Below are 26,161 nucleotides of genomic sequence, written 5' to 3' on the forward strand. Positions count from 1 at the left end.
CGGCCCCGGCACTCTACAGCCGAGCCAAGTGCGTCAGGTCTTCCCGATGCGACTTCAGGTACGGCAACACCGCCCCCAGCAACGGCGCCTTGAACGGCTCCTGAAAGCGATGCGCCAACCCCGGAATCAGCCGCAACTGGCTGCCCTGGATATGCGCCGCCAGATGCACCCCGTGCATCACCGGCAGCAACGGATCGGCCGTGCCATGCACCACCAGCGTCGGCACTCGCAACTGATTCAACAGCTCGACTCGACTGGGCTCGGCCAGAATCGCCATGATCTGCCGCTTGGCCCCTTCCGGATTGAACGCTCGGTCATAGGCCAGCGCCGCCTGCTGCAACAATACTGCACGCTCATCACGTACCTGTGGGCTGCCCAGCGCGGCTAACAAGTCCGCCTGTTGCTCGATCGCCACCTCGCGGCTCGGCGCACTTCTGCGCGCCAACAACTGAATCAGCGCCGGGCTCGGCGCAGGCAGCCCAGCGGCGCCCGAGCTGGACATCACCAAGGTCAGGCTGCGCACCCGCTCGGGCGCGATGGCCGCCAAGTGCTGGGCGATCATGCCGCCCATGCTCACCCCTAGCACATGAAACTGATCGACCTGCAACGCATCCATCAGGCGCAGGCCATCCCCGGCCATGTCGGTCAGGGTATAGGGCGCCGCTACCGACAGGCCGAGCTTGTAGCGCAACAGCTCAAGGGTGAGGTTGGCCGAAGGCGGCAGCTGCTTCCAGCGCGACAGGCCAACATCGCGGTTGTCATAGCGAATCACCCGAAAGCCTTGCCGGCAGAGCGCCTCGACCACGTCATCCGGCCAATGGATGAGTTGCCCGCCCAGCCCCATCACCAGCAACAGCGCCGGGTCGGTCGATGAGCCAACGCTCTGGTAAACCAGGCTTACCTCACCCAGATCGGCTCGCTGCACCGGCACATCGGCGGCGCAGCGTTGCCCCGCCAGGGCACCCGGCAGGTTGAACAGCAAACAGAAAAAAAGCAGTAAAGCCCGCATGACAGAAACACCAGAATGCAGATCCCCAGTAGAGCGCGAGTCTGATGAAAATCATTCAAGCGCGCTGCCACAGTTCGGTGACAGTTTGATGAACCCTGCCCAGTGGTCAGTGAGGATCAGGTCGACAGCGGCGATCAACATGAGCGAAACTCACTACATGTCGTTATCCCCCTGGCTTCTCCCCCGGAGTTCGTTGTGCTGGAAATCCGCCACCTGAAAACCCTTCATGCCCTGCGCGAGGCCGATAGCCTGGTCGAAGCGGCCGAGCGCCTGCACCTGACCCAGTCGGCGCTATCGCATCAGTTCAAGGAACTCGAAGAGCGCCTGGGCATGTCGCTGTTCGTGCGCAAGACCAAACCGATCCGCTTCACCAGCGCCGGCCTGCGCCTGTTGCAACTGGCCGACGCCACCCTGCCGCTGCTGCGTAGCGCCGAGCGCGACATTGCGCGCCTGGCAGGCGGAACCGCCGGACGCCTGCACATGGCCATCGAATGCCACAGCTGCTTCCAGTGGCTGATGCCGACCATCGACCAGTTTCGCGATGCCTGGCCGGAAGTCGAGCTCGACCTGGCCTCGGGCTTTGCCTTCGCCCCGCTGCCGGCACTGGCCCGCGGCGACCTCGACCTGGTGGTGACCTCCGATCCGCTCGACCTGTCTGGCATTACCTATGTGCCGCTGTTCACCTACGAGGCGATGCTGGCGGTGGCCAATCAGCACGCGCTGGCCAGCAAGCCGTACATGGTGCCGCAAGACCTGCTCGACCAGACCCTGATCACCTATCCGGTGGAACGTGATCGGCTGGATATCTTTACCCGCTTTCTGGAGCCGGCCGACATCGAGCCTGCCGCAGTGCGCACTTCAGAGCTGACCGTGATGATGATGCAACTGGTGGCCAGCGGCCGTGGCGTGTGCGGCATGCCGCACTGGGCCCTGCACGAGTACAGTTCGCGCGGCTACGTCAAGGGTAAGCGCCTGGGCGAGAAAGGCCTGTTCGCCACGCTCTACGCGGCGGTGCGCACCGACATGCTCGATGCACCGTACATGCGTGATTTCTTGCTCACTGCCAAAGACACCTCATTCGCCACCCTCGATGGGGTCAGCGCGGTGCGTTGAGCAGCTCGCGGTAGAGCGGCAGGATCAGGTCGCGGGTCAGCGGCGCCAGTTGCAGGGTGGTTGTTTGATCAGCCGCCAGCCAGTGCACTTCCTCGATCTCCGCGGCCGGCGCCACGGCGGCGGCGGTGTCGATACGAAACAGCTCGGCCTGGACTTCGAAGCCAGGCTCGTTGGCCGCCGGCGCGCTGAACTGGCCGAGGTATTCAGCCTGGCTTGGGTCAAGCTGCAGGCCCAGTTCTTCTTCCAGCTCACGCACCAGCGCCTGTTGCGGGGTTTCACCCGCGTCAATCTTGCCGCCAGGTTGCATGAAGGCTTGCGTGCCGCGCTTGCGTACCAGCAGGGTACGGCCCTGGGGGTCGATCAAAAGGGCGGCGGCGATGCGGATGGTTTTCGTCATGAAGCGCTCGTGGCACGTAAAGGGATGAGAATACCTGATCCCTGCAGCGTCTGTGCCGAGGCAAGCCTTAACTGACTGGCCGCAGGCCTTTCGCGCCAGTCGGCAGACATACACAGCTTCCGTGGAACTGTCTTGCGCTAAACCTCACGCTGGCGCGGTCTGTGTGGGAGCGGCCTTGTGTCGCGAAATGAGGGCGAAGCCCTCACCAGCTGACTTACAACCACACGCAATGCCAATGCGGGTAGCAGTGGGCGAACGGATCCGTATCTGGAGGTAATGCCGGTGAGGGCTGCGCCCTCATTTCGCGGCACAAGGCCGCTCCCACAGAGTCCGCGCGTGCCTCAAGACTGGCGCTGTGTTTGTTCGCGCAGCGGCCCCAGCGCCCCTCGCCTAGTTCGCAGTCTTTCCGGCAAATCCGGCAAAGCGCTTGTTGAACCCGGCCACCCGCCCTTCGACGGTAGTCTTGCGTTGCTGACCGGTATAGACCGGGTGCGAGGCGCTCGACACATCCAAGGCCACGTACGGATAGCTCTGCCCGTCGCTGTGCTGCTGGGTACGATCGGTATCCACCGTCGAACCGATCAGGAAATACACATCGGCCGCGGTGTCGTGGAACAGCACCGGACGATAGGCAGGATGGATATCAGGTTTCATGGCAAAAGCCCTCAAGCGCTAAGTGATACTTTATAACATACTAAAGGCGAATGGTTTTTGATACCGCGAATTTCATTTTTCTCTCGCCGCTCAAGGCTGGCCTTAGGTCGCCGGATAGGGCTATGGTCGGGGTTTGCCCCAGGCCCTGAGCCTGACCGAGCCATCGCAAGGATTACGTATGAGCCTGTCACTTCTCAGCCGCTACGCCTTCTTCGCCGGATGCGTCCTGTTCACCCTCGCCAGCCTGCCACTGCTCCACCACGAATGGCTCTGGCCGTTTACCCTGACTACCGCCGTACTCAGCCTTATAGGTCTGTTCGACCTGCTGCAGAAGCGCCACGCGGTGCGCCGCAACTACCCGATCCTTGGCAACATCCGCTACCTGGTCGAGACGATCCGCCCGGAAATCCGCCAGTACCTGCTGGAAGCCGACAGCGATGCCCTGCCCTTTTCCCGTGCACAACGCTCGCTGGTCTACGCCCGGGCCAAGAACGAAGCCTCGGACAAACCGTTCGGCACCCTGATCGACGTCTACCAGTCCGGCTTCGAGTTCATCGGCCACTCCATGCGCCCGGCGCCACTGGCCGACCCGGCCAGCTTCCGGGTGATCGTCGGCGGCCCGCAGTGCAGCCAGCCCTATTCAGCTTCGATCTTCAATATCTCGGCAATGAGCTTCGGCTCGCTCAGTGCCAACGCCATCCGCGCCCTCAACCAGGGCGCCAAACTCGGCAACTTTGCCCATGACACCGGCGAGGGCAGCATCAGCCCTTACCACCGCGAGCATGGCGGCGACCTGACCTGGGAACTGGGCAGCGGCTACTTCGGTTGCCGCACTGCGGACGGTCGCTTCGACCCGCAGCGGTTCGCCGAGCAGGCGCGCAACCCGCAGGTACGGATGATCGAGATCAAGATGAGCCAGGGCGCCAAGCCCGGGCATGGCGGCATCCTGCCCAAGCACAAGGTGACCGAAGAGATCGCCGCGACGCGCGGTATTCAGATGGGCGAAGACTGCATCTCGCCGTCGCGCCACAGCGCGTTTTCCACGCCGATCGAGCTGATGCAGTTCATTGCCCAGCTGCGAGAGCTGTCGGGCGGCAAGCCGGTCGGTTTCAAGTTCTGCCTGGGCCATCCATGGGAGTTCATGGGGATCGCCAAGGCTATGCTCGAGACCGGCATCCTCCCCGACTTCATCGTCGTCGACGGCAAGGAAGGCGGCACCGGCGCAGCGCCGGTGGAGTTCACCGACCATATCGGCGTGCCGCTTCGCGAAGGTTTGCTGTTCGTGCACAACACCCTGGTCGGGCTCAATCTGCGGGACAAGATCAAGCTCGGCGCCAGCGGCAAGATCGTCAGCGCGTTCGATATTGCCAGCGTGCTGGCGATTGGTGCGGACTGGGCCAACTCGGCGCGTGGCTTCATGTTTGCCATTGGTTGTATCCAGTCGCAAAGCTGCCATACCAACAAGTGCCCGACCGGCGTGGCCACTCAGGACCCTCTGCGCCAACGGGCCTTGGTGGTACCAGACAAGGCCAACCGCGTGCTGCATTTCCACCGCAACACACTGCGAGCGTTGGCCGAGATGCTGGCGGCGGCGGGGCTCGATCATCCTGCGCAGCTGGATGCCAAGCACCTGGTGCGGCGGGTTTCGGCGACCGAGATCAAGCTGTTCTCGCAGATGCACGTGTTTCTCAAGCCTGGCGAGCTGTTGACCGGTGAGGTCGATGGGCAGTTTTATTCGCGGATGTGGCAGTTGGCTCGGGCTGACAGTTTCGAGCCGCATAGCGAAGTGGCGGCTTGAGGTTAAGGATGCCTGTCACGGACGCTGCACAAGCCCATGCCAGGCATCCGAAATCACCACAAAACCGCCTTCGAACCGCAAGTACCTCTGAATCCTCAATAATTTTTCCAACTCTTCCTACAAAATTTTCACCAAATCCGGTCAACGTCTAAGCTTCAGGCAAGCTAGACGAAAATACTTGGCCGGATTGAAGACTATGGGCGCACAGTGGCAATCGGAACCGACCAGAACGGAAGAACCTGAACAAAATCTGGCTGATGCTCCGGCGCCAAAAAACCCTCGCCAGCGCCGGCTTTGGTGGCGGTTGATCATCCTGATCCTGCTGGTGGCGATCGTTGCCATTGGCTTCGCCGCGTACGACGAGATGCAGACCTCCAACCTGCAATCACGCGAATTCAGCCGCCTGGCGAGCACCCTCACGTATAGCCTCGAAGCGGGTCCCAGCGATGCCATCGTTTACCCGGGCGACGGCCCCTTCGACAAACGCCTGGGCTACAGCGCGCTGGGTGAATTCCTGCCGCGGCTGCTCAAGCGCGACTACCTGATCAGCCAGCAGGTGCAGTTTTCCCCGGCACTGATGAACTACGTCGATCATGGCCTGTTCGTACCCTTCGTCGAGAAAATCCAGGCCGGCCTGACGATCACCGACTGCCGTGGCGACATGCTCTATCAATACAACTACCCGCAGCATCTGTATCCGGACTTTGCGGCAATCCCGTCGGTGATCGTCAACAGCTTGCTGTTCATCGAGAACCGCGACCTGCTCGACCCACAGGATCCGCGCAACAACCCTGCAGTGGATTGGCCGCGCTTTGCCAAGGCGGCCTACAGCCAGATCGCCAAGTACCTTGCCCTGCCCGGCCAATCGGCGGGCGGCAGTACCCTGGCGACCCAGTTGGAAAAGTACCGTCACTCACCCGACGGCCTGACCGTGTCGGGCGCCGAGAAAATACGCCAGATGTTCTCCGCCAGCGTACGCGCCTACCAGGGCGGGCCCGATACCACTGAATCGCGCCAGCGCATCGTGCGTGATTACCTCAACAGCGTGCCGCTCTCGGCCGTACCGGGTCACGGCGAAGTGCACGGCATGGCTGAAGGATTGCGGGTCTGGTATGGCGCCGATTTCGACCAGGTCAATCAGGCCCTGACCTCGACCGCCACGGACGCGCAGAGCATGGCAGCCCGCGGCCTGGCCTTGCGTCAGGTACTGTCGCTGATGATCGCCCAGCGGCGGCCCTCGCACTACCTGTCCAAGGGCCGGGTCGAGCTGGCCGAACTGACCGACTCGCACATCCGCGTGCTCGCCGCCGCCAACGTTATCGAGCGGCCGCTGGCGGATGCGGCGCTGGCCAGCAAGGCGGTGTACCGCGACTGGGTAGCGCAGCCGACCATCGTGCCGATTGTCACCAACAAAGGCATCAGCCTGGCGCGTAACCGTCTCGCCGGGATGCTCAACCGCCCCCTGTACGACCTCGATCGCCTTGACCTGTCGGCCACCAGTACCCTGCAGGCCGACTTGCAGACCCACGTCAGCCAGTACCTGAAAAACCTTTCCGACCCCGCCTTCGCCGCACAAATGGGCCTGATCGGCGAGCGCCTGCTGACCTCCAAGACCACTGACCAGGTGCGCTACAGCTTCACCTTGTTCGAGCGCACCGAAGACGGCTCACGGGTGCGCGTACAGACCGACAGCACCGACCTGGCCTTTGATATAAATGAAGGCAGCAAGCTGGAACTGGGTTCGACCGCCAAGCTGCGGGTGCTCACCACCTACCTGGAAATCATCGCCCAACTGCACGACAAGTACGCCGGCAAACCGGCTGCGGAGCTGAAGAAGGAGCCAGTCGCCGAGCTGGACCGCCTCACCCAGTGGTCGCTGGAATGGCTGATGCAGAACAGCAAGAACCAGAGCCTGGACGCCATGCTCGACGCGGCACTCGAGCGCAAGTATTCGGCCAATACCGGCGAAGCGTTCTTCACCGGCGGTGGCATGCATGTGTTCAATAACTTCCGCAAGGAAGACAACGGCCGCAACCCCACCCTCAAGGACGCCCTGCGCGAGTCGATCAACCTGCCGTTCATTCGCTTGATGCGCGACATCGTGCGCTATGTCACCTACCAGCAGCCGTTCAACCGCGCCATGCTGCTCAAGGACGATGCCGACCCGCGCCGCCAGGAATATCTGGCGCGCTTTGCCGACCGCGAAGGCACCAACTACCTCATGCGTTTCTGGAAGAAGTACCAGCGCAAGACGTCTCAGCAGCGTCTCGATACCTTCCTCGACAGCATGCGCGTGACCCCGCAACGGCTTGCTGCCGTACACCGCTACCTGTTCCCTGAAGCCGGCCAGGAAACCTTCAACGCCTTTGTTCGGGCGCACAGCAAGGAAGACAAGAAGGCCTTGGCCAAACTCACCGATGGACGTCTGTCGGAGATGTACGTTTCCTACGGGCCCGGTAAATACGACCTGCCTGACCAGGGCTATATCGCCAAGGTGCACCCGCTCGACCTGTGGCTGCTCGGCTACCTGCTGAAGAATCCCGGCGCGACCCTTACCGAAATGGTCAACGCCAGCCGCTTCGAGCGACAGGAAGTGTATGGCTGGCTGTTCAAGAGCCGTCATCAGGGCGCCCGCGACAGCCGCATCCGGACCATGGTCGAGATCGAGGCGTTTCTGGATATCCATCAGCGCTGGAAGCGTGTCGGCTACCCTTTCGACCACCTGGTGCCATCGCTGGCCACCGCCATCGGCAGCTCGGGTGATCGTCCTGCGGCCTTGTCGGAACTGGTCGGCATCATCCAGAACGACGGCATTCGCCTACCGACGTTGCGTATCGACACGCTGCACTTTGCCGCCAACACGCCGTATGAAACCAAGCTGATCAGCGACCCGGACCGCGGTCAGCGGATCTTGCCGGTAGAGGTGGCGCGTGCGCTCAAGGGCGCCATGTCGCAGGTGGTCGATGCGGGTACCGCGCGGCGTATCTCGGGCAGTTTCAAACTGCAGGACGGTACACCGCTGGTGATGGGTGGCAAGACCGGTACCGGCGATAACCGCATCGAGAGCTTTGGCGCGGGCGGCCGGCTGATCGGCTCGCGCTCGTTGAACCGCACAGCGACCTTTGTGTTCTTCCTGGGCGACAACCACTTCGGCACGCTGACCGCATTTGTCCCGGGGCGCAGCGCCGAGGCGTTCACGTTCACCTCGGCATTGCCGGTGCAGGTGCTCAAGGGCATGGCGCCGATTCTCATGCCGTATCTGGAGCCAGGTAGCGCGACGGAATGCAAGCCACCGGAGCTGGCCCACCTGCCCGGGCGCGAGCCAATATCGAAAATGTAGATGATAATCATCACTAACTAAGGCTTGTCTTAAGATATATCTTGAGTAGTATCTAACGATATATCGTCAAAGACGGAGCCTGCATGCGTGACCATGACCCATTTGAACGCCGACCCGGCCGCGGTGAACGCGGCCCTCGGGTGTTCGCCCCTGGCGACCTCAAACTTCTGCTGCTGGCCATGCTTGCCGAACAAGCTGGCCACGGCTATGACCTGATCCGCCAGATCGAGACCTTGTTCGACGGAAGCTACAGCCCGAGCCCAGGCGTCATCTACCCCACCCTCAATTTTCTTGAGGAAGCCGAGCTGATCAGCGGCCAGATCCAGGGCAGCAAGCGCCTCTACCAGATCACCGACGCCGGCCGCGCCGCGTTGACCGAGCAAGCCGTCGCCCTCGATGGCGTGCGCATGCGCATCGAAGTCAGCAAGCGCGCCCTGCGCGGCCATGATCGGCCACCCGAAATCCATGAAGCCGTCGGCAACCTGCGCCATGCCTTGCACATGCACAGCGGCCGCTGGACCCCTGAAGAAATCGAGCGGGTGCGCAACCTGCTCAATGAAACCGCCAAGGCCATCGCCACAGGGCCGGCCGATCGCGTTACGGAGCACACCCCATGAGTGACACCATCCACCGCGTCAATCACGAAATCAAACAGCGCCGCCTGCAGGTCGTGCGGGTGACTGAAGTGACCCCGCGCATGCGCCGCATCACCCTCGGCGGCCCGGAGCTGGAGGGCTTTGTCAGCCTGGGCAGCGATGATCACGTCAAGCTGCTGTTTGGCGAGACCGCCGAACAGCAAGCTGCCATCGACGCGCGCCAGCTGGGCCGCGATAGCGGCGTGCGGCCGACCATGCGCGAATACACGCCACGGCGTTATGACTTGGCGGCAGGCGAACTGGACATCGACTTTGTCCTGCACGGCGACGGCCCCGCCTCCACATGGGCGGCACAGGCTGCACCGGGGCAGACCCTGAACATTGCTGGGCCACGCGCGTCGATGGTGGTGCCGGACATTTTCGACAGTTACCTGCTGATCGGTGATGAGACCGCGATCCCGGCCATCGCCCGCCGTCTGGATGAGCTGCCGGCGGGTCGCCAGGTGCTGGCGATCATTCAGATCGCAGATGAACACGAGCGCCAGCCACTGCCAAGCAAGGCCCAGGTAGAAGTGATCTGGGTGCGTCGTGAGGATGAAGACCTGCTTGCATTGGTGAACAACCTGAGCCTGCCTGCAGGCAAGCTGTACAGTTGGGTCGCACTGGAGAAAGCGCTGACGCGCCAGGCCAAGACACTGCTGCTGGAGAAGGGCGTGCAGGACGACGCACTGAAGGCCGCGGCTTACTGGCGTGAAGACGGCAGCGCTGACGACGCGTAAGCAGTCGTATCAGTGCCGGCCTCTTCGCGGGGCAAGCCCGCTCCTACAGGATTGGGGTAACCCAGATGACGCGAATGCGGGGGGCACCGCATATCCTGTAGGAGCGGGCTTGCCCCGCGAAGAGGCCGGCACTGCCACACGTCAGTCAGCCCGCCGCCAGCGATCCACCAGCAGCAGCACCAGGCCAATCACCCAGAACCCCGCCAGCACCGCCAGGGCATTGAGCATCACCCGCCCATACCCAAGGCGGGCAACGTCAATGAACGGATACGCATACACCCCGATCTCATGCCCCCGCCACAACGCATATGCGAAATACCCCGCCGGATACACACTCCACAGCCCCAGATGATGCAAGCGCAGCGAGCCCTTGGGCACCGTCCGCCACCAGTACACCACGAACAGCAGCGGCATGACGTCGTGGAGCAGCTCGTCCGCCAGCCACTGCCACCCCTGCGGATGCCACAAGTGCCGGAGCAGCACGCTATAGGCAAGTGCCACCAGGATGATACTGGCCGCGACCCCGGAACTGACCACCGGCGACAGAAACCAACGCCGGGCCGCTGATTCACGGCCAAACGCCGCATGGCTCAGCACGGTCGCTACCAAGGTATTGGTCAATACCGTGAAATAGCCGAAGACGTTGATCAGGCCGCCAATCAGGCTGGCCTGCTCCTGCCAGCGCGCCACCAGCACCAGATAGACCTGCACGCCCAGCCCCGCCCAGCCGAGCAGCGCCGCCAGGGTCAGCCAGGGATGGCGTGACATTCAGCCTTTGCGCTGCAGCTTGATGTAGAGAAACTCGACTTTCTCGCGCGCCCAAGGGGTCTTGCGCAAAAACGCCAGGCTCGACTTGATCGACGGATCGCTCTTGAAGCAACGAATGTCGATGCGCTCGGCCAGCCCCTGCCATTGGTAGTGCGCGACCAGTTCGGTGAGGATCTGCTCCAGGGTCTTGCCGTGCAGCGCGTTGTGGTTGGCCGTGCTCATGCCGTGCTCCCGCGATGAAAAAGATGCGCACATTACACGAGTGTAGAGGCGCTTGCGGGCGATTCGATCCCTGTGTCGGCGAAGACTTTCAACAAATCCTCTGGCCAGACCGCAGATCAGTAATGTTATATTGTAACGATACTAAGACCCTGCCAAGGAACGTCACCCTCCCATGCTGTCCTCACCCCTGCGCCTCTCCCCTCTCGCCGCTGCCCTGTGGCTCGCATCCACGCCCGGCCACGCCGTTGAACTGCAGCCGCAGGTCATCACTGCCAACCCGCTCGGTAGTGCTCAACTTGCCGCACCCAGTACCGTCCTGTCAGGCGACGATTTGCTGCAACAGCAGCACTCCAGCCTCGGCGAGACGCTCAACAAGCAGCCCGGCGTCGCCTCCACCTGGTTCGGCCCTGGCGCCAGTCGTCCGGTAATTCGCGGCCTCGACGGCGACCGTATCCGCATCCTGCGCAACGGCGTCGGTGCGCTGGATGCCTCGTCGCTGTCGTACGACCATGCCGTGCCGCTCGACCCGGTCACCGTCGAGCGCGTCGAAATCATCCGCGGGCCGGCAGCCCTGCTCTATGGTGGCAACGCCATTGGCGGGGTGGTCAATACCTTCGACAATCGCATCCCCGATGCGCCGATCGAAGGCATTCAGGGCGCCGGCGAACTGCGCTACGGCGGTGCCGACACCACCCGCAGCAGCGCCGGTAAGCTGGAAGCCGGCAACGGCACCTTCGCCCTGCACCTGGATGCCAACAGCCGCCAGTTCAATGACCTGCGCATCCCCGGCCACGCGCGCAGTTCGAACCTACGCAGCGCCGACGAACCCGGTAGCCGCCATCGCCTGGAAAACAGCGACGGGCGCCAGGACGGCGGTGCCATTGGCGGTTCCTACCAGTGGGATCACGGCTACACCGGGCTGTCCTACAGCCGCTACGACAGCAACTATGGCTCGGTGGCCGAGCCCGGGGTACGCCTCGACATGCAGCAGGACCACTACGCCTTCGCCTCCGAGTTGCGTGACCTCGACGGCCCGTTCAGCTCGGTCAAGGTCGATGCCGGCTACACCGATTACCAGCACCGTGAAATCGAAAGCGGCGAAGTGCATACCACCTTCAAGAACAAAGGTTACGAGGCGCGCATCGAGGCCCGGCATCAGCCGATCGGGCCGGTCGAAGGGGTGATTGGCGCCCAGGTCAGCCGCAACGAGTTTTCTGCTCTGGGCGAGGAAGCGTTTGTCCCGCATACCGATACCGACAGCCTTGCGCTGTTCATGCTCGAGCAGTGGCAGGCCAGCGAACGCCTCAACCTGAGCCTTGGCGCACGCCTCGAGCACACCCGGGTCGACCCGGATGCCAAGGGCAACGAAGACTTCGCTGCGGCCGACAGCGCCAGCAGCTTCAACGCCGCCAGCCTGTCATCCGGCACGGTGTACCAGTTCGATCCGGTCTGGTCGCTGGCGGCCAACCTCGGCTACACCGAGCGGGCACCGACCTTCTACGAGCTGTACGCCAATGGCGCGCACGTGGCCACGGGTGCCTATGAAGTGGGCGACCCTGATCTGAACAAAGAGAAGGCGATCTCCGCCGACCTGGCGCTGCGCTTCGACAATGGCACGCACAAGGGCAGTGTCGGCGTGTTCTATAGCCACTTTCGCAACTACATCGGCCTGATCGGCAGCGGCAATCTGCGTGAGGGACATGAGCATGACCATGGCGAAGAAGATCACGACCATGACCACGATCATGACCATGGCGACATCCCGGAGTACCTCTATCAGGGCGTGCGGGCGCGCTTCTATGGCATCGAGGCCCAAGACCGTTGGCAACTGGTAGAAAACCGCTATGGCAGCTTTGCCCTGGAACTGTCGGGCGACTACACCCGGGCCAAAAACCTCGACAGTGGCGAGCCGTTGCCGCGGATCGCGCCGCTGCGCCTGAACAGCGGCCTGCTGTGGGAGCTGGACCGCTGGCAGGCACGGCTGGATGTGCAGCATGCGGCGTCGCAGCGGCGCACGCCGTCGAACGAGAGCGGCACCGATGGCTATACCACGCTGGGGGCGAGCGTTGGCTATCGCTTCGAGGTTGGCCAGAGCCAATGGCTGGCGTTTGTCCGGGGTGAAAACCTGACGGATCAGACCGTGCGCTACGCCAGCTCGATCCTGCGCGACATCGCCCCGGCGCCGGGGCGTAGCATTGAAGTTGGCGTGCGCACAACGTTCTGAATACCAGCGGGGGCGCGTAGAGCGCCCCCAGCAGTCTCATTGTTACAACTTCAACAACAATCCCCTGCGACAATTTGTCTTTTTTTCTTGCAACTTCCTCTATATCCTCCTCGCCGCAAGCTGAATCGCTTCATCCAAACCTTCCGCTGCCATCTCCATTGAAGAGCCTTGCTCTCCGATGCGCTTGCGTATTTTTCAATAATCAAAAGATAGCGCTATCTCATGTTCCAGCTGCCCACTACACGTTATTCCGGCCTCGCCTTGGCCACCTTGTTCAGCGTCCTCTCGCCCACCACCGGCGCCAGCGAACTGTTCGCTGCCGATTCGCCGTGGATGCTCGGCGACTGGGGCGGTACCCGCAGCGAGCTGCTGGAAAAAGGCTACGACTTCACCCTCGGCTACACCGGCGAGATGGGCGCCAACCTGCACGGCGGCTACGACCACGATCGCACCGCACGCTACAGCGACCAATTCACCTTCGGCGGCCACCTGGACCTGGAAAAGATCCTCGGCTGGCATGACACCGAAGCACAACTGACCATCACCGAGCGCCACGGCCAGAACATCAGCAACGACCGTATCAACGATCCGCGGGTGGGCGGTTTCACCTCGGCCCAGGAAGTCTGGGGCCGTGGCCAGACCTGGCGGCTGACCCAGATGTGGATCAAGCAGAAATACTTCAACGGCGCCCTGGATGTGAAATTCGGCCGCTTTGGTGAGGGTGAAGACTTCAACAGCTTCCCCTGCGACTTCCAGAACCTGGCGTTCTGCGGCTCGCAGGTCGGTAACTGGGTCGGCGGCATCTGGTACAACTGGCCGGTCAGCCAGTGGGCCATGCGCGTGCGCTACAACCTTAGCGACAGCCTCTATGCACAGGTCGGCGTGTTCGAGCAGAACCCGTCCAACCTCGAGTCCGGCAACGGCTTCAAACTCAGCGGCAGCGGCACCCAAGGCGCGGTGATGCCGATCGAACTGGTCTGGAGCCCACAGGTCAATGGCCTTGCAGGGGAATATCGTGCCGGCTACTACTACAGTAATGCCAAGGCACAGGACGTCTTGAAGGACCGCAACGGCCAGCCGGCCGCCATCAGTGGCGCCGCATACCGCAGCAGTTCCAGCAAGCACGGCCTCTGGCTCGGTGCCCAGCAGCAGGTCACTGCGCAGGCATCCGACCAGTCGCGCGGCCTCAGCCTGTTCGCCAATGCCACATTGCACGACAAGAAGACCAATGCCATCGACAACTATGTTCAGGCAGGACTGGTTTACAAGGGGCCTTTCGATGCCCGTGCCAAGGACGACATCGGCTTCGCCCTTGCACGCGTGCACGTCAACCCTGGCTACCGTAAGAACGCCCGCCTGGCCAATCAGGTGGCGGGCCTCGACGACTACGACAATCCAGGCTTCCTGCCAGTGCAGGACACCGAATACAGCGCCGAACTCTATTACGGCATTCACCTGGCCAACTGGCTCACCGTGCGCCCGAACCTGCAGTACATCCGCCATCCGGGCGGGGTGTCGCAGGTCGACGACGCGTTGATTGCAGGCCTGAAGATCCAGAGCAGTTTTTAAACCCAACCCTTGACCTAACGGAGTACCTACGATGAGCACTGACGGTGCCAAGAATGGAACCCGCTGGCTATCGCGCCTTCTGGGCGTGCTGCTGTTGCTGATGGGCCTGGCCCTGTTGGCCGGCGGCATCAAGCTGAGCCAGCTGGGCGGATCGCTTTACTACCTGATCGCAGGTCTGGGCTTTGCCGTGTCCGGCGCCCTGCTGCTGGCCAGGCGCCAGATCGGCCTCGGCCTGTACGGCCTGGTGCTGCTCGCCAGCACTGTCTGGGCGCTGTGGGAAGTCGGCCTGGACTGGTGGCAACTGGTGCCGCGCCTGGCAATCTGGTTCGCTATCGGCGTGCTCCTGCTGCTGCCATGGGCGCGTCGTCCATTGCTCGGCCCTGCTTCCAAGCTCAATACCGCCCTGCTCAGCGTGGCAGTGGTGGCTTCCGGCGCGACCGCCGTCGCCAGCCAGTTCACGCACCCAGGCGAGATCCACGGCGAACTGAACCGCGACAGCAGTGAAATGGCCAGCGCCGCGCCGTCCATGCCTGACGGTGAATGGCAGGCCTACGGGCGTACCGAGCACGGTGATCGCTACTCGCCACTGCGCCAGATCACTCCGCAGAACGCCTATCGCCTGGAAGAAGCCTGGCGCATTCGCACCGGTGATCTGCCGACCGACAACGACCCGGTCGAGTTGACCAACCAGAACACCCCGTTGAAGGTCAATGGCATGCTCTACGCGTGCACGGCGCACAGCAAGCTGCTGGCCCTGGACCCGGACACTGGCGCTGAAATCTGGCGTTTCGATCCGCAGGTCAAGAGCCCGGTAGGCACCTTCAAGGGCTTCGCCCACATGACCTGCCGCGGCGTCTCCTACTACGACGAGAACCGCTACGTCAGCCGTGACGGCAGCCCTGCACCGAAGATTTCCGACGCCGGCCAGGTAGTGGCTCAGGCGTGCCCGCGCAGGCTTTACCTGCCTACTGCCGACGCCCGCCTGATCGCCATCAACGCCGACAACGGCAAGGTCTGCGAAGGCTTCGCCAATCAAGGCGTGATTGACCTGACCCGCGGGATCGGCCCGTTTACTGCCGGCGGTTACTACTCCACCTCGCCGGCGGCGATCACCCGTGATCTGGTGATCATTGGTGGCCATGTCACCGACAACGAGTCGACCAACGAGCCTTCCGGGGTGATCCGCGCCTATGACGTGCACGACGGTCACCTGGTATGGAACTGGGACAGCAACAACCCGGACGACACCAAGCCACTGGCCCCGGGCAAGACCTACAGCCGCAACTCGGCAAACATGTGGTCGATTGCCAGCGTCGATGAAGACCTTGGCATGATCTACCTGCCCCTGGGCAACCAGACCCCCGACCAATGGGGTGCTGACCGCACGCCGGGTGCCGAGAAGTACAGCGCTGGCATCGTCGCGCTGGACCTGGCCACGGGCAAGGCGCGCTGGAACTACCAGTTCACCCACCATGACCTGTGGGACATGGACGTCGGCAGCCAGCCGACCCTGATCCATCTGAAGACCGACGACGGCGTCAAACCTGCGGTTATCGTGCCGACCAAACAGGGCAGCCTGTATGTGCTGGACCGCCGCGACGGTACGCCGATCGTGCCGATCCGCGAGATCCCGACCCCGCAGGGCGCGGTCAAGGGAGATCGCACTGCGCCGACCCAGGCCCGCTCCGACCTCAACCTGCTCGGCCCGGACCTGACCGAACAGGCCATGTGGGGCGCGACCCCGTTCGATCAGATGCTGTGCCGCATCCAGTTCCGCGAACTGCGTTACGAAGGCCAGTACACCCCGCCGTCTGAACAGGGCAGCCTGATCTATCCGGGCAACGTCGGCGTGTTCAACTGGGGCAGCGTGTCGGTCGACCCGGTGCGTCAATTGATGTTCACCTCGCCTAACTACATGGCGTTCGTGTCGAAGATGGTGCCGCGTGAGCAAGTCGCGGCCGGCAGCAAGCGCGAAAGCGAAACCAGCGGTGTGCAGCCGAACACCGGCGCGCCTTATGCGGTGACCATGCATCCGTTCATGTCGCCGCTGGGCGTACCGTGCCAGGCACCGGCCTGGGGTTACGTGGCGGCCATTGACCTGTTCACCAACAAGGTTGTGTGGAAGCACAAGAATGGCACCACCCGTGACAGCACCCCAGTGCCGATCGGCATGCCGGTAGGTGTGCCGAGCATGGGCGGCTCGATGGTGACGGCCGGTGGCGTTGGCTTCCTCAGCGGCACCCTTGACCAGTACCTGCGTGCCTATGACGTGCACAACGGTGAAGAGTTGTGGAAAGCGCGCCTGCCAGCAGGTGGCCAGGCCACGCCGATGACCTATAGCGGCAAGGATGGCAATCAGTATGTGCTGGTGACCGCCGGCGGGCATGGCTCGCTGGGGACCAAGATGGGTGACTACATCATCGCTTATAAACTTGCTGAGTAAGCTTCAGTAAACAAGCTGCAAGCGTTAAGAAGAAGCGGGGCCTGTGCGGTCCCGCTTTTTTTTGTACTTAACGGATTGTTGGGGGTGATATCTCTTGGCTTGGCTTGGCTTGGCTTGGCTGGCTGGCTGGCTGGCTGGCTGGCTGGCTGGCTTAGGAATTGTGGGCTCATCCATTTGATGTGGTGGCGCCACTGGCCCCTTCCGCCCTTACGGCCATCCCTTTCAAGGTCTTTGAAATTTGGACTGGCTTGAGTGAGCCGGGGCTGCTTTGCAGCCCTTTCGCGACACAAGGCCGCTCCCACAGGGATAGCGCATGTCTCAAGAACGGTTGCGGTTCGCCCTTGTGGGAGCGGCCTTGTGTCGCGAAAGGGGCGCGTAGCGGCCCCAGCGAACTCAAGCCAAAGACAAATTCCGGAAAAATGCAAAGACCTTGAAAGGCCTGGCCGTAAGGGCGGAAGGGGCCATCACAGCCACCCCATCAAATGGATAAGCCCCCAACCTACGAGCCCCACAACCAGAACCAACCCCGCGCCCCCCGCCAACCCGAGAAGAACCTTTTTTGCCGCTTCAAACTTGCAGCCAGTCGCGCGTGCCGCTGATCAGGGTTGAAACCCCTTGCTCCCCGCCCCATCTAAGCACCATAGCCATTCACCCAGGTGCCCCATGAACGACCAGCAGGATCTGCCGGAACATCCCGACGAACACAGCGAAGTCGAACACCTCGAAGCGGCCTCGACCACCGGCCACTCCCTCGCCCTGCCTGGCCAACAACTGCCGGACAAGGTCTACGTGATCCCGATCCACAACCGCCCATTCTTCCCCGCGCAAGTACTGCCGGTGATCGTCAACGAAGAACCCTGGGCAGAAACCCTCGACCTGGTGGCCAAGACCGATCATCACTCGCTGGCCCTGTTCTTCATGGACACCCCGCCCGAAGATCACCGCCACTTCGACACCTCGGCGTTGCCCGAATACGGCACCTTGGTCAAGGTTCACCACGCCAGCCGCGAAAACGGCAAGCTGCAGTTCGTCGCCCAAGGCCTGACCCGCGTGCGCATCCGCACCTGGCTCAAACACCATCGCCCGCCCTACCTGGTCGAAGTCGAATACCCACGCCAGTCGACCGAGCCGACCGATGAGGTCAAGGCCTACGGCATGGCCCTGATCAACGCGATCAAGGAGCTGCTGCCGCTCAACCCGCTGTACAGCGAAGAGCTGAAAAACTACCTCAATCGCTTCAGCCCCAACGACCCTTCGCCGTTGACCGACTTCGCCGCGGCACTCACTTCAGCCACCGGCAACCAGCTGCAGGAAGTGCTCGACTGCGTACCCATGCTCAAACGCATGGAAAAAGTCCTGCCGATGCTGCGCAAGGAAGTCGAAGTTGCCCGCCTGCAGAATGAAATCTCGGCCGAGGTCAACCGGCAGATCGGCGAGCACCAGCGCGAGTTCTTCCTCAAGGAACAGCTCAAGGTCATCCAGCAGGAACTCGGCCTGACCAAGGACGACCGCAGTGCCGACCTCGAGCAGTTCGAGCAGCGCCTGCAAGGCAAGACCCTGCCCGCTGCCGCCAAGAAACGCATCGACGAAGAGATGGCCAAGCTGGCCATTCTCGAAACCGGCTCGCCGGAATACGCCGTCACCCGCAACTACCTGGAGTGGGCCAGCGCCCTGCCCTGGGGTGTGTACGGCAAAGACAAGCTCGACCTCAAGCATGCGCGCAAGGTGCTCGACCAACACCACGCAGGGCTCGATGACATCAAGGAACGGATCCTCGAGTTTCTTGCCGTCGGCGCCTGGAAAGGCGAAATCAGTGGCTCGATCGTGCTCTTGGTCGGCCCGCCAGGCGTAGGCAAGACCAGCATCGGTAAATCCATCGCCGAGTCGCTCGGCCGGCCGTTCTACCGTTTCAGCCTCGGCGGCATGCGTGACGAAGCAGAAATCAAGGGCCACCGCCGCACCTACATCGGCGCCCAGCCAGGCAAACTGGTACAGGCGCTGAAGGATGTCGAGGTGATGAACCCGGTGATCATGCTCGACGAGATCGACAAGATGGGCCAGAGCTACCAGGGTGACCCCGCTTCGGCACTGCTGGAAACCCTCGACCCGGAACAGAACGTCGACTTCCTCGACCACTACCTCGACCTGCGCCTGGACCTGTCCAAGGTGCTCTTCGTATGCACCGCCAACACCCTGGATTCGATCCCCGGGCCGTTGCTCGACCGCATGGAAGTGATCCGCCTTTCGGGCTACATCACCGAAGAGAAACTGGCCATCGCCAAGCGCCACCTGTGGCCCAAGCAGCTGGCCAAGGCTGGCGTGGCCAAGACCAGCCTGAGCATCAGCGACAGCGCCCTGCGCACGGTGATCGACGGCTATGCCCGAGAAGCCGGGGTGCGTCAGCTCGAGAAGCAATTGGGCAAGCTGGTGCGCAAGGCCGTGGTCAAACTGCTCGACGACCCGCAGGCAAAACTCAAGATCGGCCCCAAGGATCTGGAAGCGGCGCTTGGCATGCCGGTGTTCCGCAGCGAGCAGGTACTCGCCGGCAAGGGCGTGATCACCGGACTGGCCTGGACCAGCATGGGTGGCGCGACCTTGCCGATCGAGGCCACGCGCATCCATACCTTGAACCGCGGCTTCAAGCTGACCGGCAAGCTCGGCGACGTGATGAAGGAATCGGCTGAAATCGCCTACAGCTATGTCAGCTCCAACCTCCAGCAGTTTGGCGGTGAACCGACCTTCTTCAACGAAGCCTTCATCCACTTGCACGTGCCAGAGGGGGCCACCCCGAAAGACGGCCCCAGCGCCGGCATCACCATGGCCAGTGCGCTGCTGTCGCTGGCCCGTGACCAGGCGCCGAAAAAAGGCGTGGCCATGACCGGCGAACTGACCCTCACCGGCCAGGTCCTGCCGATTGGCGGCGTGCGCGAGAAAATCATCGCCGCCAAGCGCCAGAAAATCCTCGAGCTGATCCTGCCGGAGGCCAACCGCGGCGATTACGAGGAGCTTCCGGACTACCTGCGTGAAGGCCTGACGGTGCATTTCGCCAAGCGCTTTACCGACGTAGCCAAGGTGCTGTTCTGATCCATCGGCCTCATCGCCGCTGCCAACAGCGTGCGATGAGGCCAGCTGCGCCAGCACAACCTTGGGCAACTTCGGTTATCCTCAGGCATCCCCCGCCTTTGGAGCCAACATGACCGCCCTTCGTCTGCTTGTTCCCCTGAGCCTCACCCTGATCGCGGCCTGCAGCCAGCGGCCCGCCCAGACCCTTGAATTGGGCACCGAAAACGAATGCCCGATCCGCCTGCAAACCGGCCAAAGCCTGACCCTGAGCCTGCCTAGCAACCCCACCACCGGTTACCGCTGGTTGCTGCAGAACCCTGCCTCGAACATCCTTCGCCCGATTGCCGCCGAGGTCTATACCCAACCCGAGGAAGCCGGGTTGGTAGGCAGCGCAGGCGTCTCGACCTGGCGTTTCCAGGCCAAGGCGGTCGGAGATGGGCACTTGATTCTGGTCTATCAGCAGCCGTGGGCCCCGGAAGTGCGCCCGGTGCAGACCTTCGATTGCGAGATCAGGGTGAAGTAAAGGCGCAGCGCTGGTCAGCCATTCATGCATCCTTGGCGCAGTTTGGCTAAAATGCCGGCCCTTCACCTCGCCAGACCCCGGACACCCTGTGAGCAAAGACCCCGACCGCCTATTCGCCCAGCCACTTGAACAGGTCCCCGACTTCGTCTTCAACGAGGACGTGGTGCGCGTGTTCCCTGACATGATCAAGCGCTCGGTGCCCGGCTACCCGACCATCGTCGAGAACCTCGGTGTGCTGGCCGCGCGTTTCGCCCAGCCGCATACCGCGCTGTACGACCTGGGGGCATCGCTGGGCGCGGTGACCCAGTCGTTGCGCCGCCACGTGCGCAGCGACGGGTGCCGGGTGATCGCGGTGGACAACTCGGCGGCAATGGTCGAACGCTGCCGGCAATACCTCACCGCCCAGGACTCGATGTTCCAGGAGCTGCTGCCGGTGCAGGTGCTGGAGGCGGATATTCTCGCCCTGCCGTTCGAAACAGCCTCGGTGGTGGCGATGAACTTCACCCTGCAGTTCATTGCCCCCACGCAACGCCTTGAGCTGCTCGGGCGGATCCGCCAGGCGCTGCTGCCAGGCGGGGCATTGATCCTCTCGGAAAAACTCTGCTTCGCCGATGACCAGGAGCAGGCGCTGCTCAGCGACCTGCACCTGGACTTCAAGCGAGCCAATGGCTACAGCGAACTGGAGATTTCCCAGAAGCGCAGCGCCATCGAAAACGTGATGAAACCCGACACCCTTGAAGCCCACAAAGCGCGTCTGCACGCGGCGGGCTTCTCCAAGGTCGTACCGTGGTTCCAATGCCTCAACTTCGCCTCACTGATAGCCCTGCCATGATCGATCTGTCTCCCTTGGTCCGCCGTCTGGCGGGCACCCCTCTGGCTAAATGGTCTACGGGCCTGCAAGCGCAACTGGACACCAAACTGGAAAAAGGCCACGGCGACCTCGAGCGCTGGCGCGGCGCCCTGGAGGCCTTGCCGCAACTGCAACCGAGCGAGATCGACCTGGTCACTGGCCTGCGTCTGGACAGCCCGTGCGACGATGCCAGCCGCGAGCAACTGCGCCAGGCCCTGATGGGGCTTTCACCTTGGCGCAAAGGGCCGTTCGACCTGTTCGGCGTGCACGTCGACACTGAATGGCACTCGGACTGGAAATGGTCGCGGGTCGGCCCGCACCTCGACCTCAAGGGCAAGCGCGTGCTTGATGTCGGCTGCGGCAATGGCTATTACCAATGGCGCATGCTGGGTGCCGGGGCCGACATGGTCATCGGGGTCGACCCCAACTGGCTGTTCTTCTGCCAGTTCCAGGCGGTACAGAAGTACCTGCCGCAATTACCGGCCTGGCACCTGCCGTTCGCTCTGGAAGAGCTGCCGGCCAGCCTCGAAGGGTTCGACACGGTGTTTTCCATGGGCGTCTTCTACCACCGTCGCTCGCCCATCGAGCACCTGCTGGCGCTCAAGGACTGCCTGGTCAAAGGTGGCGAGCTGGTCCTGGAGACCCTGGTCATCGAAGGCGACGAGAACCAGGTATTGGTCCCCGAAGACCGCTATGCACAAATGCGCAACGTGTGGTTCCTGCCGTCCGTGCCGGCGCTTGAACGCTTGCTGCGGCGTGCCGGCTTCAGCGATGTGCGTTGCGTGGATGTCAGCGTTACCAGCGTCGAAGAGCAACGCAGTACCGACTGGATGCGCTACCAGTCGCTGGGCGACTTCCTCGACCCAAATGACCACAGCCTGACCATCGAAGGCCTGCCGGCACCGCGGCGGGCGACGATTCTGGCGCGCAAGTGAACCTGCACGACCGATTCACCCGCTAGTCGAAGACCTTCGCCATCTCCAGGCCATGGGCGCGGATGCCCGCCCACTGGGCCAGGAACTGCCTGAAGTAATAGATGAACACCGCCAGCCGCTGGCGAGTGTTCATCTTTTCCAGCTGCGCTGCCGCGCTTTCCAGATAGGCTTCGATGGTTTGCCAGGCTGTATGCAAATGGCCCGCAGCAAGAACCGCGTCCCACACGTCGAACTCCAGCTCACCCATGTACGAGTGCAGCTCCTGCACACGCCCTTCCACCCGGCGAAACTCGGCCAGCCTGCGGCTGATCTCGGCGCGCCGGCGTTCCAGGCCATGCAGTTCAGCACGCGCCGCCTTGGCCTTGGGGCCATAGATCGAGCCGCTGATAATTGCCCCGAAGGGACCGCCGATCCAGCCCATGGAGGATTGCTTGGAATAGCGTTGGTACTCGCTACGTACGGCGCGAATGTCTGCGTCCAGGCTGTCGAGCTCCCGGGCCAGATTCTCGCCATCTGCCGCTTTGGAGAAACGCTGCGCCGCCCGGCACTTCTCAACTATCGCCGGGCGCAGGTTAAAGCGCGCCACGTCGCGAAATTGTTCGAAACCCAATCGAACACTGTCCACGTCCTGATCAAAATCATCGATCAGCTGATGCAGTTGCATCAGTCGGTCAGCCATTGACCGGATACAGTTCAGGTCATGCTCATCGAGCGGTATATCCGCGGCCTCACGCAGGCTGTCCCATGATGCTTGCCGATCACCCAACGCACGCGTTCTGGCGACCAGCGCGATGACTTCGGCTCCGCAGTCCTCGACTTTTCTGGCGTGCGCATTGAGCCGAAGCGTGACTGCGCGCGCGGTGTTGTCCAGCGCTCGCCACGATTGGGCATGTACCCGTAGCCGCCTGAACAGCGCAAGCATCTCACCCGCAGTCAACTCCGGCTCGGCGATGCTGGAATACCCCAGCCAAGCGATGGCACCGGGCAAGTTGGACGGCAGCTGCAGCATACGCTGGCTGTACGCTTGGAGGGTCTGACGGGATTCACCCGTCAGAATCAGCCCCGCCCTGCCCACCCCATTTCGACTGTCCATTGCCTCGATCAGGCCGCAGGGCAGTGCAATTGCCTTGCGTTGCTGATCTTCAAAATTCAATAGCCGTGGATTCATTGGTTGCTTTCCAAGCCTCTGCAAATGACACAGCCAACCGCGCTGCAAGCAGTTCAGTTGGCTGTGCGGGTGGGTTACTGGCTGAGACGATGCTGTTCGAGCAGCTGTCGCTGGTAGCTGAGCAATTGCTTGAACAGGGCATCCATTGCGCGGACTTCACCAGCGTCGCGCGCGCTATGGCGGCCTAGTCGCGTGGCAAAATTGGCCAATGCCTGGCGAACGACATTGATCGCCGAAACCCAACCCAGCCGATGTTCGAGCAAGCCGGGCATCAGCGCCAGCGCAGCAAGATTGCCTTGCGCGGTGGCTTGCCCACGCGTGATGTCTTGCAGTTGCAGCTCCAACGCACGCACCCGCTCGCGCTGGAGGCGACGCTCGCGGTGCAACTGTTCGTAGCGCATGCCCTCGATGACATCGCCGAGCAGGGTTTGCAATTGTTGCACGGCCTTGGACACCAGTTCCGCGGTAACCAACGCCTCGCCGCCAGGGGCGGCGAGTTTGCTCAAGTCACTGAGCGAAGGCACGACACCTTCAAATCGGGTCTGCAGACCATTGGCTTCCAAGGTCGCGATGGCCTGTTCCACAGCCGTTTTTTTCTGATCTTCGCGTGCATGCTCTTCGCTCAACTGAACCTGCAGGCGGGCGAGGTCTTGCTGTTGCTTGAGCAAGCGCTGTTCGTCGCTGGCCCACGCCGGCGCTGGCAGGGCACCGAGTGCATGCTGCTCTTTGCCCAGGTGGGAAAGTTGCGCCTCAAGCAGCGACTTGACCGTGTCGAGCAGTTCATCGGCGATGCCCATCAGATCGTCATCGTCGCCACCGCCCAACGCATCGAGGATGTCCCGCAGCGGATCGCTGGAAATCTCGGCGACCAGCCGTTGAGCGTGACGCGCCATCTGTTCGCCACAGTTGATGAACAGCTTCATGTGCCGCTCCAACGACTCATGAATGACCGGCATGGATTTGAATTTGCCCTGCTGCCACGCCTGGGTATAACTGCGCGTGGCGGCGAGCGCATGGCCAAGCTCAGGTGCCGTTGGGTTGCTGTGCAGAACACTGACATTGTCGTTCATGATCATTCACCTGTTATTGAGCAGAAGCTGCTTCGTCGAAGATGCGGGTCAGTTGCAGCGAGGTCTTTTCGATCTGCTTCCACTGCGCGAGGAACTGCCGGAAATAGATGACGAACCTGGCCAACTGCCGGTTGTCAGTGATCTGCTGGAGTTTGCTGATGGAGCTGTCGATATAGCTGCCGACGATCTCCCAGGCCGTCTGCAGATGGGAGGCGGCAGTCACGACATCTTGCAGGCGGCTGTCGAGTTCATCGACGAAGGTCGACAGTTCTTCCATGCGACCTTCAAGATTGACCCGCACGCGTAGGGCTTCGCTGACCTCACGTCGCTGCTGCTGACGCGCCTTGCGCTCCTTACGCACCTTCTCGGCCTTGCTGCCGTAGATCCCACCGGTGATCGCAACGCCGATCGGGCCGGCAGCCAGACCACTGAGCGCCTGCTTGACGTACTGGTCATACTCTTTGCCCAGCGCAACGATCTCTTCATCCAGCTCCTTGAGCTGGCCGCGCAGGCGCTCAACCTCGCCATCGCCTTTCTTGCGCTCGACAGCAAGGCCTTTCTGCTTCACCGCTGGAATCAGCTTGAATCGCGCCGTATCACGGAAGGTTTCTGTTTCAATGCGCACGCTTTCGACCCGCGTGGCATAGCGGTTGACGTCCTCGTTGAGGACCTCCATGTACTCGACCAGCATGGATACCGCTTGCCGGTCGGCAGCATCCAGCTTGACCGGCGTGCGCAGTACGACCTTGTCCCACTCCCTGATATCCGAGCCCAGCGCACGAATCTGCCGGCACTCATCAACGATGGTTTCCCCCGCTGCATTGATGGACGCAGCGGTCGAAGCCAGCTCACTGGCCAGCTTCTTGCTGTTGTCGGACAAGGGCGCCCAGCTGCGCGCATGGCCACGCAGCGAATTGAACAGCGTGGTCATGCCTGTAGGGGCCAGTTCGGGCTCGTCGATTTCGCTGTAGCCCAGCCATCGATGAAGATTGTCGGGGGTCGCGGGCAGGCTGAAGACAAAGTTCACGTAGCGGTTGAGGGTGATGATGTGCTCGCGGCTGAGGGTCAGCCCACCCTCCTCCTGACCATCACGTTCGGCCATGGCCTGGATAAGCTTGCCGGGTATTTTGGTTGCATCTTCCTGCAGCTGATCGTAATCAGCCGTTTGTGCGCTCATGGTCTTGCCTCCTGTACTCAAGCCCTTAAGTGGCTCGCGACAGGCAAACTAAGGCGGCAGCCGATGACGCGGCAGCAGGCAGGTGTTCCGCTACTTGCAGTGTTGCACCGTGAGTTGAGCAGGCGGCCGGGGTCAGTCCTTGGCTACCTTTGCCGGTTGTGCCTGCTCATTGCGCTGACGCTGCGCGAGCACCGGGTCCGGCTGGCCGTGCAAACGCTGCTGCTCCTGGCGGAAAGCCTCCCAGAATTGGCGCGAGCGCTCAGCCCCGTCTTCAGCCAATGCGGGGGTGCTGCCCACGGCGAGGAGTGCGAGCAACAGGTATCGGGTAAGCTTCATCGTGATTGCCTCAGGGCGTATGCAGATGAGGCCATAGTGGCGCGCGGCAGCTAACGCCAAGGTGAGGCGGACATTACAGTACTGCAAACTGGCCTGGCAGCGTCGGTCACGGCCCCTTCGCGGTCCA

21 protein-coding genes are annotated in these 26,161 nt (G+C 62.4%); 12 read left to right on the top strand and 9 right to left on the bottom strand.

Annotation, left to right across the window (positions count from 1 at the left end; genetic code table 11):
* Positions 1-13: 13 nt before the first annotated feature.
* Entirely contained in the window at positions 14-1,009 is a 996-nt protein-coding gene (locus tag J3B00_RS23645) for an alpha/beta hydrolase (protein ID WP_209872821.1), read from the bottom strand.
* A 195-nt stretch (positions 1,010-1,204) separates the two neighbouring features.
* Between J3B00_RS23645 and metR the strand changes: the two genes are divergently transcribed.
* Entirely contained in the window at positions 1,205-2,122 is a 918-nt protein-coding gene (gene metR / locus J3B00_RS23650; protein ID WP_209872824.1) for a transcriptional regulator MetR, read from the top strand.
* Here metR and J3B00_RS23655 read toward each other — a convergent pair.
* Positions 2,106-2,519, bottom strand: coding sequence for an NUDIX domain-containing protein (locus J3B00_RS23655; protein ID WP_209872827.1), 414 nt, complete (start codon positions 2,517-2,519; stop codon positions 2,106-2,108). The two genes, metR and J3B00_RS23655, sit on opposite strands and share 17 nt — an antisense overlap.
* A gap of 390 nt (positions 2,520-2,909) precedes the next feature.
* Positions 2,910-3,173 carry a type B 50S ribosomal protein L31 gene (locus tag J3B00_RS23660; protein ID WP_209872831.1) on the bottom strand — a complete coding sequence of 88 codons (264 nt, stop codon included), beginning with the start codon at positions 3,171-3,173 and terminating at the stop codon, positions 2,910-2,912.
* Between the two features lie 178 nt (positions 3,174-3,351).
* Between J3B00_RS23660 and J3B00_RS23665 the strand changes: the two genes are divergently transcribed.
* The 4 genes from J3B00_RS23665 to J3B00_RS23680 all read left to right on the top strand — a co-directional run bounded on the left by J3B00_RS23665 (position 3,352) and on the right by J3B00_RS23680 (position 9,686).
* Positions 3,352-4,971, top strand: coding sequence for an FMN-binding glutamate synthase family protein (locus tag J3B00_RS23665; protein ID WP_209872834.1), 1,620 nt, complete (start codon positions 3,352-3,354; stop codon positions 4,969-4,971).
* A gap of 196 nt (positions 4,972-5,167) precedes the next feature.
* Positions 5,168-8,311: a transglycosylase domain-containing protein gene (locus tag J3B00_RS23670; protein WP_209872837.1), complete on the top strand. Its 3,144-nt coding sequence runs from the start codon at positions 5,168-5,170 to the stop codon at positions 8,309-8,311.
* Between the two features lie 83 nt (positions 8,312-8,394).
* Positions 8,395-8,928: a PadR family transcriptional regulator gene (locus tag J3B00_RS23675; protein ID WP_209872840.1), complete on the top strand. Its 534-nt coding sequence runs from the start codon at positions 8,395-8,397 to the stop codon at positions 8,926-8,928.
* Positions 8,925-9,686, top strand: a complete 762-nt coding sequence (locus J3B00_RS23680; protein ID WP_209872842.1) for a siderophore-interacting protein — start codon at positions 8,925-8,927, stop codon at positions 9,684-9,686. Before J3B00_RS23675 ends, J3B00_RS23680 begins: the two co-directional genes overlap by 4 nt.
* A 141-nt stretch (positions 9,687-9,827) precedes the next feature.
* Here the strand turns inward: J3B00_RS23680 and J3B00_RS23685 are convergent, their stop codons facing one another.
* Both J3B00_RS23685 and J3B00_RS23690 read right to left on the bottom strand, forming a co-directional pair.
* Positions 9,828-10,454 carry a Pr6Pr family membrane protein gene (locus tag J3B00_RS23685; RefSeq protein ID WP_209872845.1) on the bottom strand — a complete coding sequence of 209 codons (627 nt, stop codon included), beginning with the start codon at positions 10,452-10,454 and terminating at the stop codon, positions 9,828-9,830.
* A complete protein-coding gene (locus tag J3B00_RS23690; protein ID WP_119138883.1) occupies positions 10,455-10,676 on the bottom strand; it encodes a VF530 family protein in 222 nt (73 codons plus the stop codon). It lies immediately after the preceding gene.
* Between the two features lie 172 nt (positions 10,677-10,848).
* Here J3B00_RS23690 and J3B00_RS23695 point away from each other — a divergent pair, with 172 nt between their 5' ends.
* The 7 genes from J3B00_RS23695 to cmoB all read left to right on the top strand — a co-directional run bounded on the left by J3B00_RS23695 (position 10,849) and on the right by cmoB (position 22,283).
* Entirely contained in the window at positions 10,849-12,900 is a 2,052-nt protein-coding gene (locus J3B00_RS23695) for a TonB-dependent receptor (RefSeq protein ID WP_209872849.1), read from the top strand.
* A gap of 222 nt (positions 12,901-13,122) precedes the next feature.
* On the top strand, positions 13,123-14,469 hold the full coding sequence (locus J3B00_RS23700; protein WP_209872852.1) for a carbohydrate porin: 1,347 nt from the start codon (positions 13,123-13,125) through the stop codon (positions 14,467-14,469).
* Positions 14,470-14,500: 31 nt separating this feature from the next.
* Entirely contained in the window at positions 14,501-16,912 is a 2,412-nt protein-coding gene (locus J3B00_RS23705) for a glucose/quinate/shikimate family membrane-bound PQQ-dependent dehydrogenase (RefSeq protein ID WP_209872855.1), read from the top strand.
* A 663-nt stretch (positions 16,913-17,575) separates the two neighbouring features.
* The gene (gene lon / locus J3B00_RS23710) at positions 17,576-19,996 is read left to right on the top strand and encodes an endopeptidase La (protein WP_209872859.1); all 2,421 of its coding nucleotides are present in this window, start codon (positions 17,576-17,578) and stop codon (positions 19,994-19,996) included.
* A 109-nt stretch (positions 19,997-20,105) separates the two neighbouring features.
* Positions 20,106-20,498 (top strand): protease inhibitor I42 family protein, encoded by a 393-nt coding sequence (locus J3B00_RS23715; RefSeq protein ID WP_209872864.1) that lies wholly within the window; start codon positions 20,106-20,108, stop codon positions 20,496-20,498.
* 88 nt (positions 20,499-20,586) lie between these two features.
* Positions 20,587-21,330, top strand: a complete 744-nt coding sequence (cmoA, locus tag J3B00_RS23720) for a carboxy-S-adenosyl-L-methionine synthase CmoA (protein ID WP_209872866.1) — start codon at positions 20,587-20,589, stop codon at positions 21,328-21,330.
* Positions 21,327-22,283 (top strand): tRNA 5-methoxyuridine(34)/uridine 5-oxyacetic acid(34) synthase CmoB, encoded by a 957-nt coding sequence (cmoB, locus tag J3B00_RS23725; RefSeq protein ID WP_209872870.1) that lies wholly within the window; start codon positions 21,327-21,329, stop codon positions 22,281-22,283. The genes cmoA and cmoB overlap by 4 nt, the downstream gene beginning before the upstream one ends.
* 22 nt (positions 22,284-22,305) lie before the next feature.
* On the opposite strand, the gene J3B00_RS23730 is transcribed toward cmoB, so the two are convergent.
* From J3B00_RS23730 to J3B00_RS23745, 4 genes are all read right to left on the bottom strand, one after another.
* Positions 22,306-23,499, bottom strand: a complete 1,194-nt coding sequence (locus J3B00_RS23730; RefSeq protein ID WP_209872873.1) for an alpha-xenorhabdolysin family binary toxin subunit A — start codon at positions 23,497-23,499, stop codon at positions 22,306-22,308.
* 26 nt (positions 23,500-23,525) lie between these two features.
* The gene (locus J3B00_RS23735; RefSeq protein ID WP_209872877.1) at positions 23,526-24,521 is read right to left on the bottom strand and encodes an alpha-xenorhabdolysin family binary toxin subunit B; all 996 of its coding nucleotides are present in this window, start codon (positions 24,519-24,521) and stop codon (positions 23,526-23,528) included.
* Between the two features lie 13 nt (positions 24,522-24,534).
* The gene (locus tag J3B00_RS23740; protein WP_209872881.1) at positions 24,535-25,698 is read right to left on the bottom strand and encodes an alpha-xenorhabdolysin family binary toxin subunit A; all 1,164 of its coding nucleotides are present in this window, start codon (positions 25,696-25,698) and stop codon (positions 24,535-24,537) included.
* Between the two features lie 132 nt (positions 25,699-25,830).
* The gene (locus J3B00_RS23745) at positions 25,831-26,034 is read right to left on the bottom strand and encodes a hypothetical protein (RefSeq protein ID WP_209872885.1); all 204 of its coding nucleotides are present in this window, start codon (positions 26,032-26,034) and stop codon (positions 25,831-25,833) included.
* Positions 26,035-26,161 lie beyond the last annotated feature (127 nt).

The sequence above is a fragment of the Pseudomonas sp. BP8 genome (assembly GCF_017875955.1).
In the GTDB taxonomy this organism is placed as follows: domain Bacteria; phylum Pseudomonadota; class Gammaproteobacteria; order Pseudomonadales; family Pseudomonadaceae; genus Aquipseudomonas.

Excerpts from the sequence above, each read along its gene's own strand:
- J3B00_RS23645 (WP_209872821.1), bottom strand. The coding sequence starts at position 1,009 with ATGCGGGCTTTACTGCTTTTTTTCTGTTTGCTGTTCAACCTGCCGGGT.
- J3B00_RS23655 (WP_209872827.1), bottom strand. The coding sequence starts at position 2,519 with ATGACGAAAACCATCCGCATCGCCGCCGCCCTTTTGATCGACCCCCAG.
- J3B00_RS23660 (WP_209872831.1), bottom strand. The coding sequence starts at position 3,173 with ATGAAACCTGATATCCATCCTGCCTATCGTCCGGTGCTGTTCCACGAC.
- J3B00_RS23665 (WP_209872834.1), top strand. The coding sequence starts at position 3,352 with ATGAGCCTGTCACTTCTCAGCCGCTACGCCTTCTTCGCCGGATGCGTC.
- J3B00_RS23670 (WP_209872837.1), top strand. The coding sequence starts at position 5,168 with ATGGGCGCACAGTGGCAATCGGAACCGACCAGAACGGAAGAACCTGAA.
- J3B00_RS23675 (WP_209872840.1), top strand. The coding sequence starts at position 8,395 with ATGCGTGACCATGACCCATTTGAACGCCGACCCGGCCGCGGTGAACGC.
- J3B00_RS23680 (WP_209872842.1), top strand. The coding sequence starts at position 8,925 with ATGAGTGACACCATCCACCGCGTCAATCACGAAATCAAACAGCGCCGC.
- J3B00_RS23685 (WP_209872845.1), bottom strand. The coding sequence starts at position 10,454 with ATGTCACGCCATCCCTGGCTGACCCTGGCGGCGCTGCTCGGCTGGGCG.
- J3B00_RS23690 (WP_119138883.1), bottom strand. The coding sequence starts at position 10,676 with ATGAGCACGGCCAACCACAACGCGCTGCACGGCAAGACCCTGGAGCAG.
- J3B00_RS23695 (WP_209872849.1), top strand. The coding sequence starts at position 10,849 with ATGCTGTCCTCACCCCTGCGCCTCTCCCCTCTCGCCGCTGCCCTGTGG.
- J3B00_RS23700 (WP_209872852.1), top strand. The coding sequence starts at position 13,123 with ATGTTCCAGCTGCCCACTACACGTTATTCCGGCCTCGCCTTGGCCACC.
- J3B00_RS23705 (WP_209872855.1), top strand. The coding sequence starts at position 14,501 with ATGAGCACTGACGGTGCCAAGAATGGAACCCGCTGGCTATCGCGCCTT.
- lon (WP_209872859.1), top strand. The coding sequence starts at position 17,576 with ATGAACGACCAGCAGGATCTGCCGGAACATCCCGACGAACACAGCGAA.
- J3B00_RS23715 (WP_209872864.1), top strand. The coding sequence starts at position 20,106 with ATGACCGCCCTTCGTCTGCTTGTTCCCCTGAGCCTCACCCTGATCGCG.
- cmoB (WP_209872870.1), top strand. The coding sequence starts at position 21,327 with ATGATCGATCTGTCTCCCTTGGTCCGCCGTCTGGCGGGCACCCCTCTG.
- J3B00_RS23735 (WP_209872877.1), bottom strand. The coding sequence starts at position 24,521 with ATGAACGACAATGTCAGTGTTCTGCACAGCAACCCAACGGCACCTGAG.
- J3B00_RS23740 (WP_209872881.1), bottom strand. The coding sequence starts at position 25,698 with ATGAGCGCACAAACGGCTGATTACGATCAGCTGCAGGAAGATGCAACC.
- J3B00_RS23745 (WP_209872885.1), bottom strand. The coding sequence starts at position 26,034 with ATGAAGCTTACCCGATACCTGTTGCTCGCACTCCTCGCCGTGGGCAGC.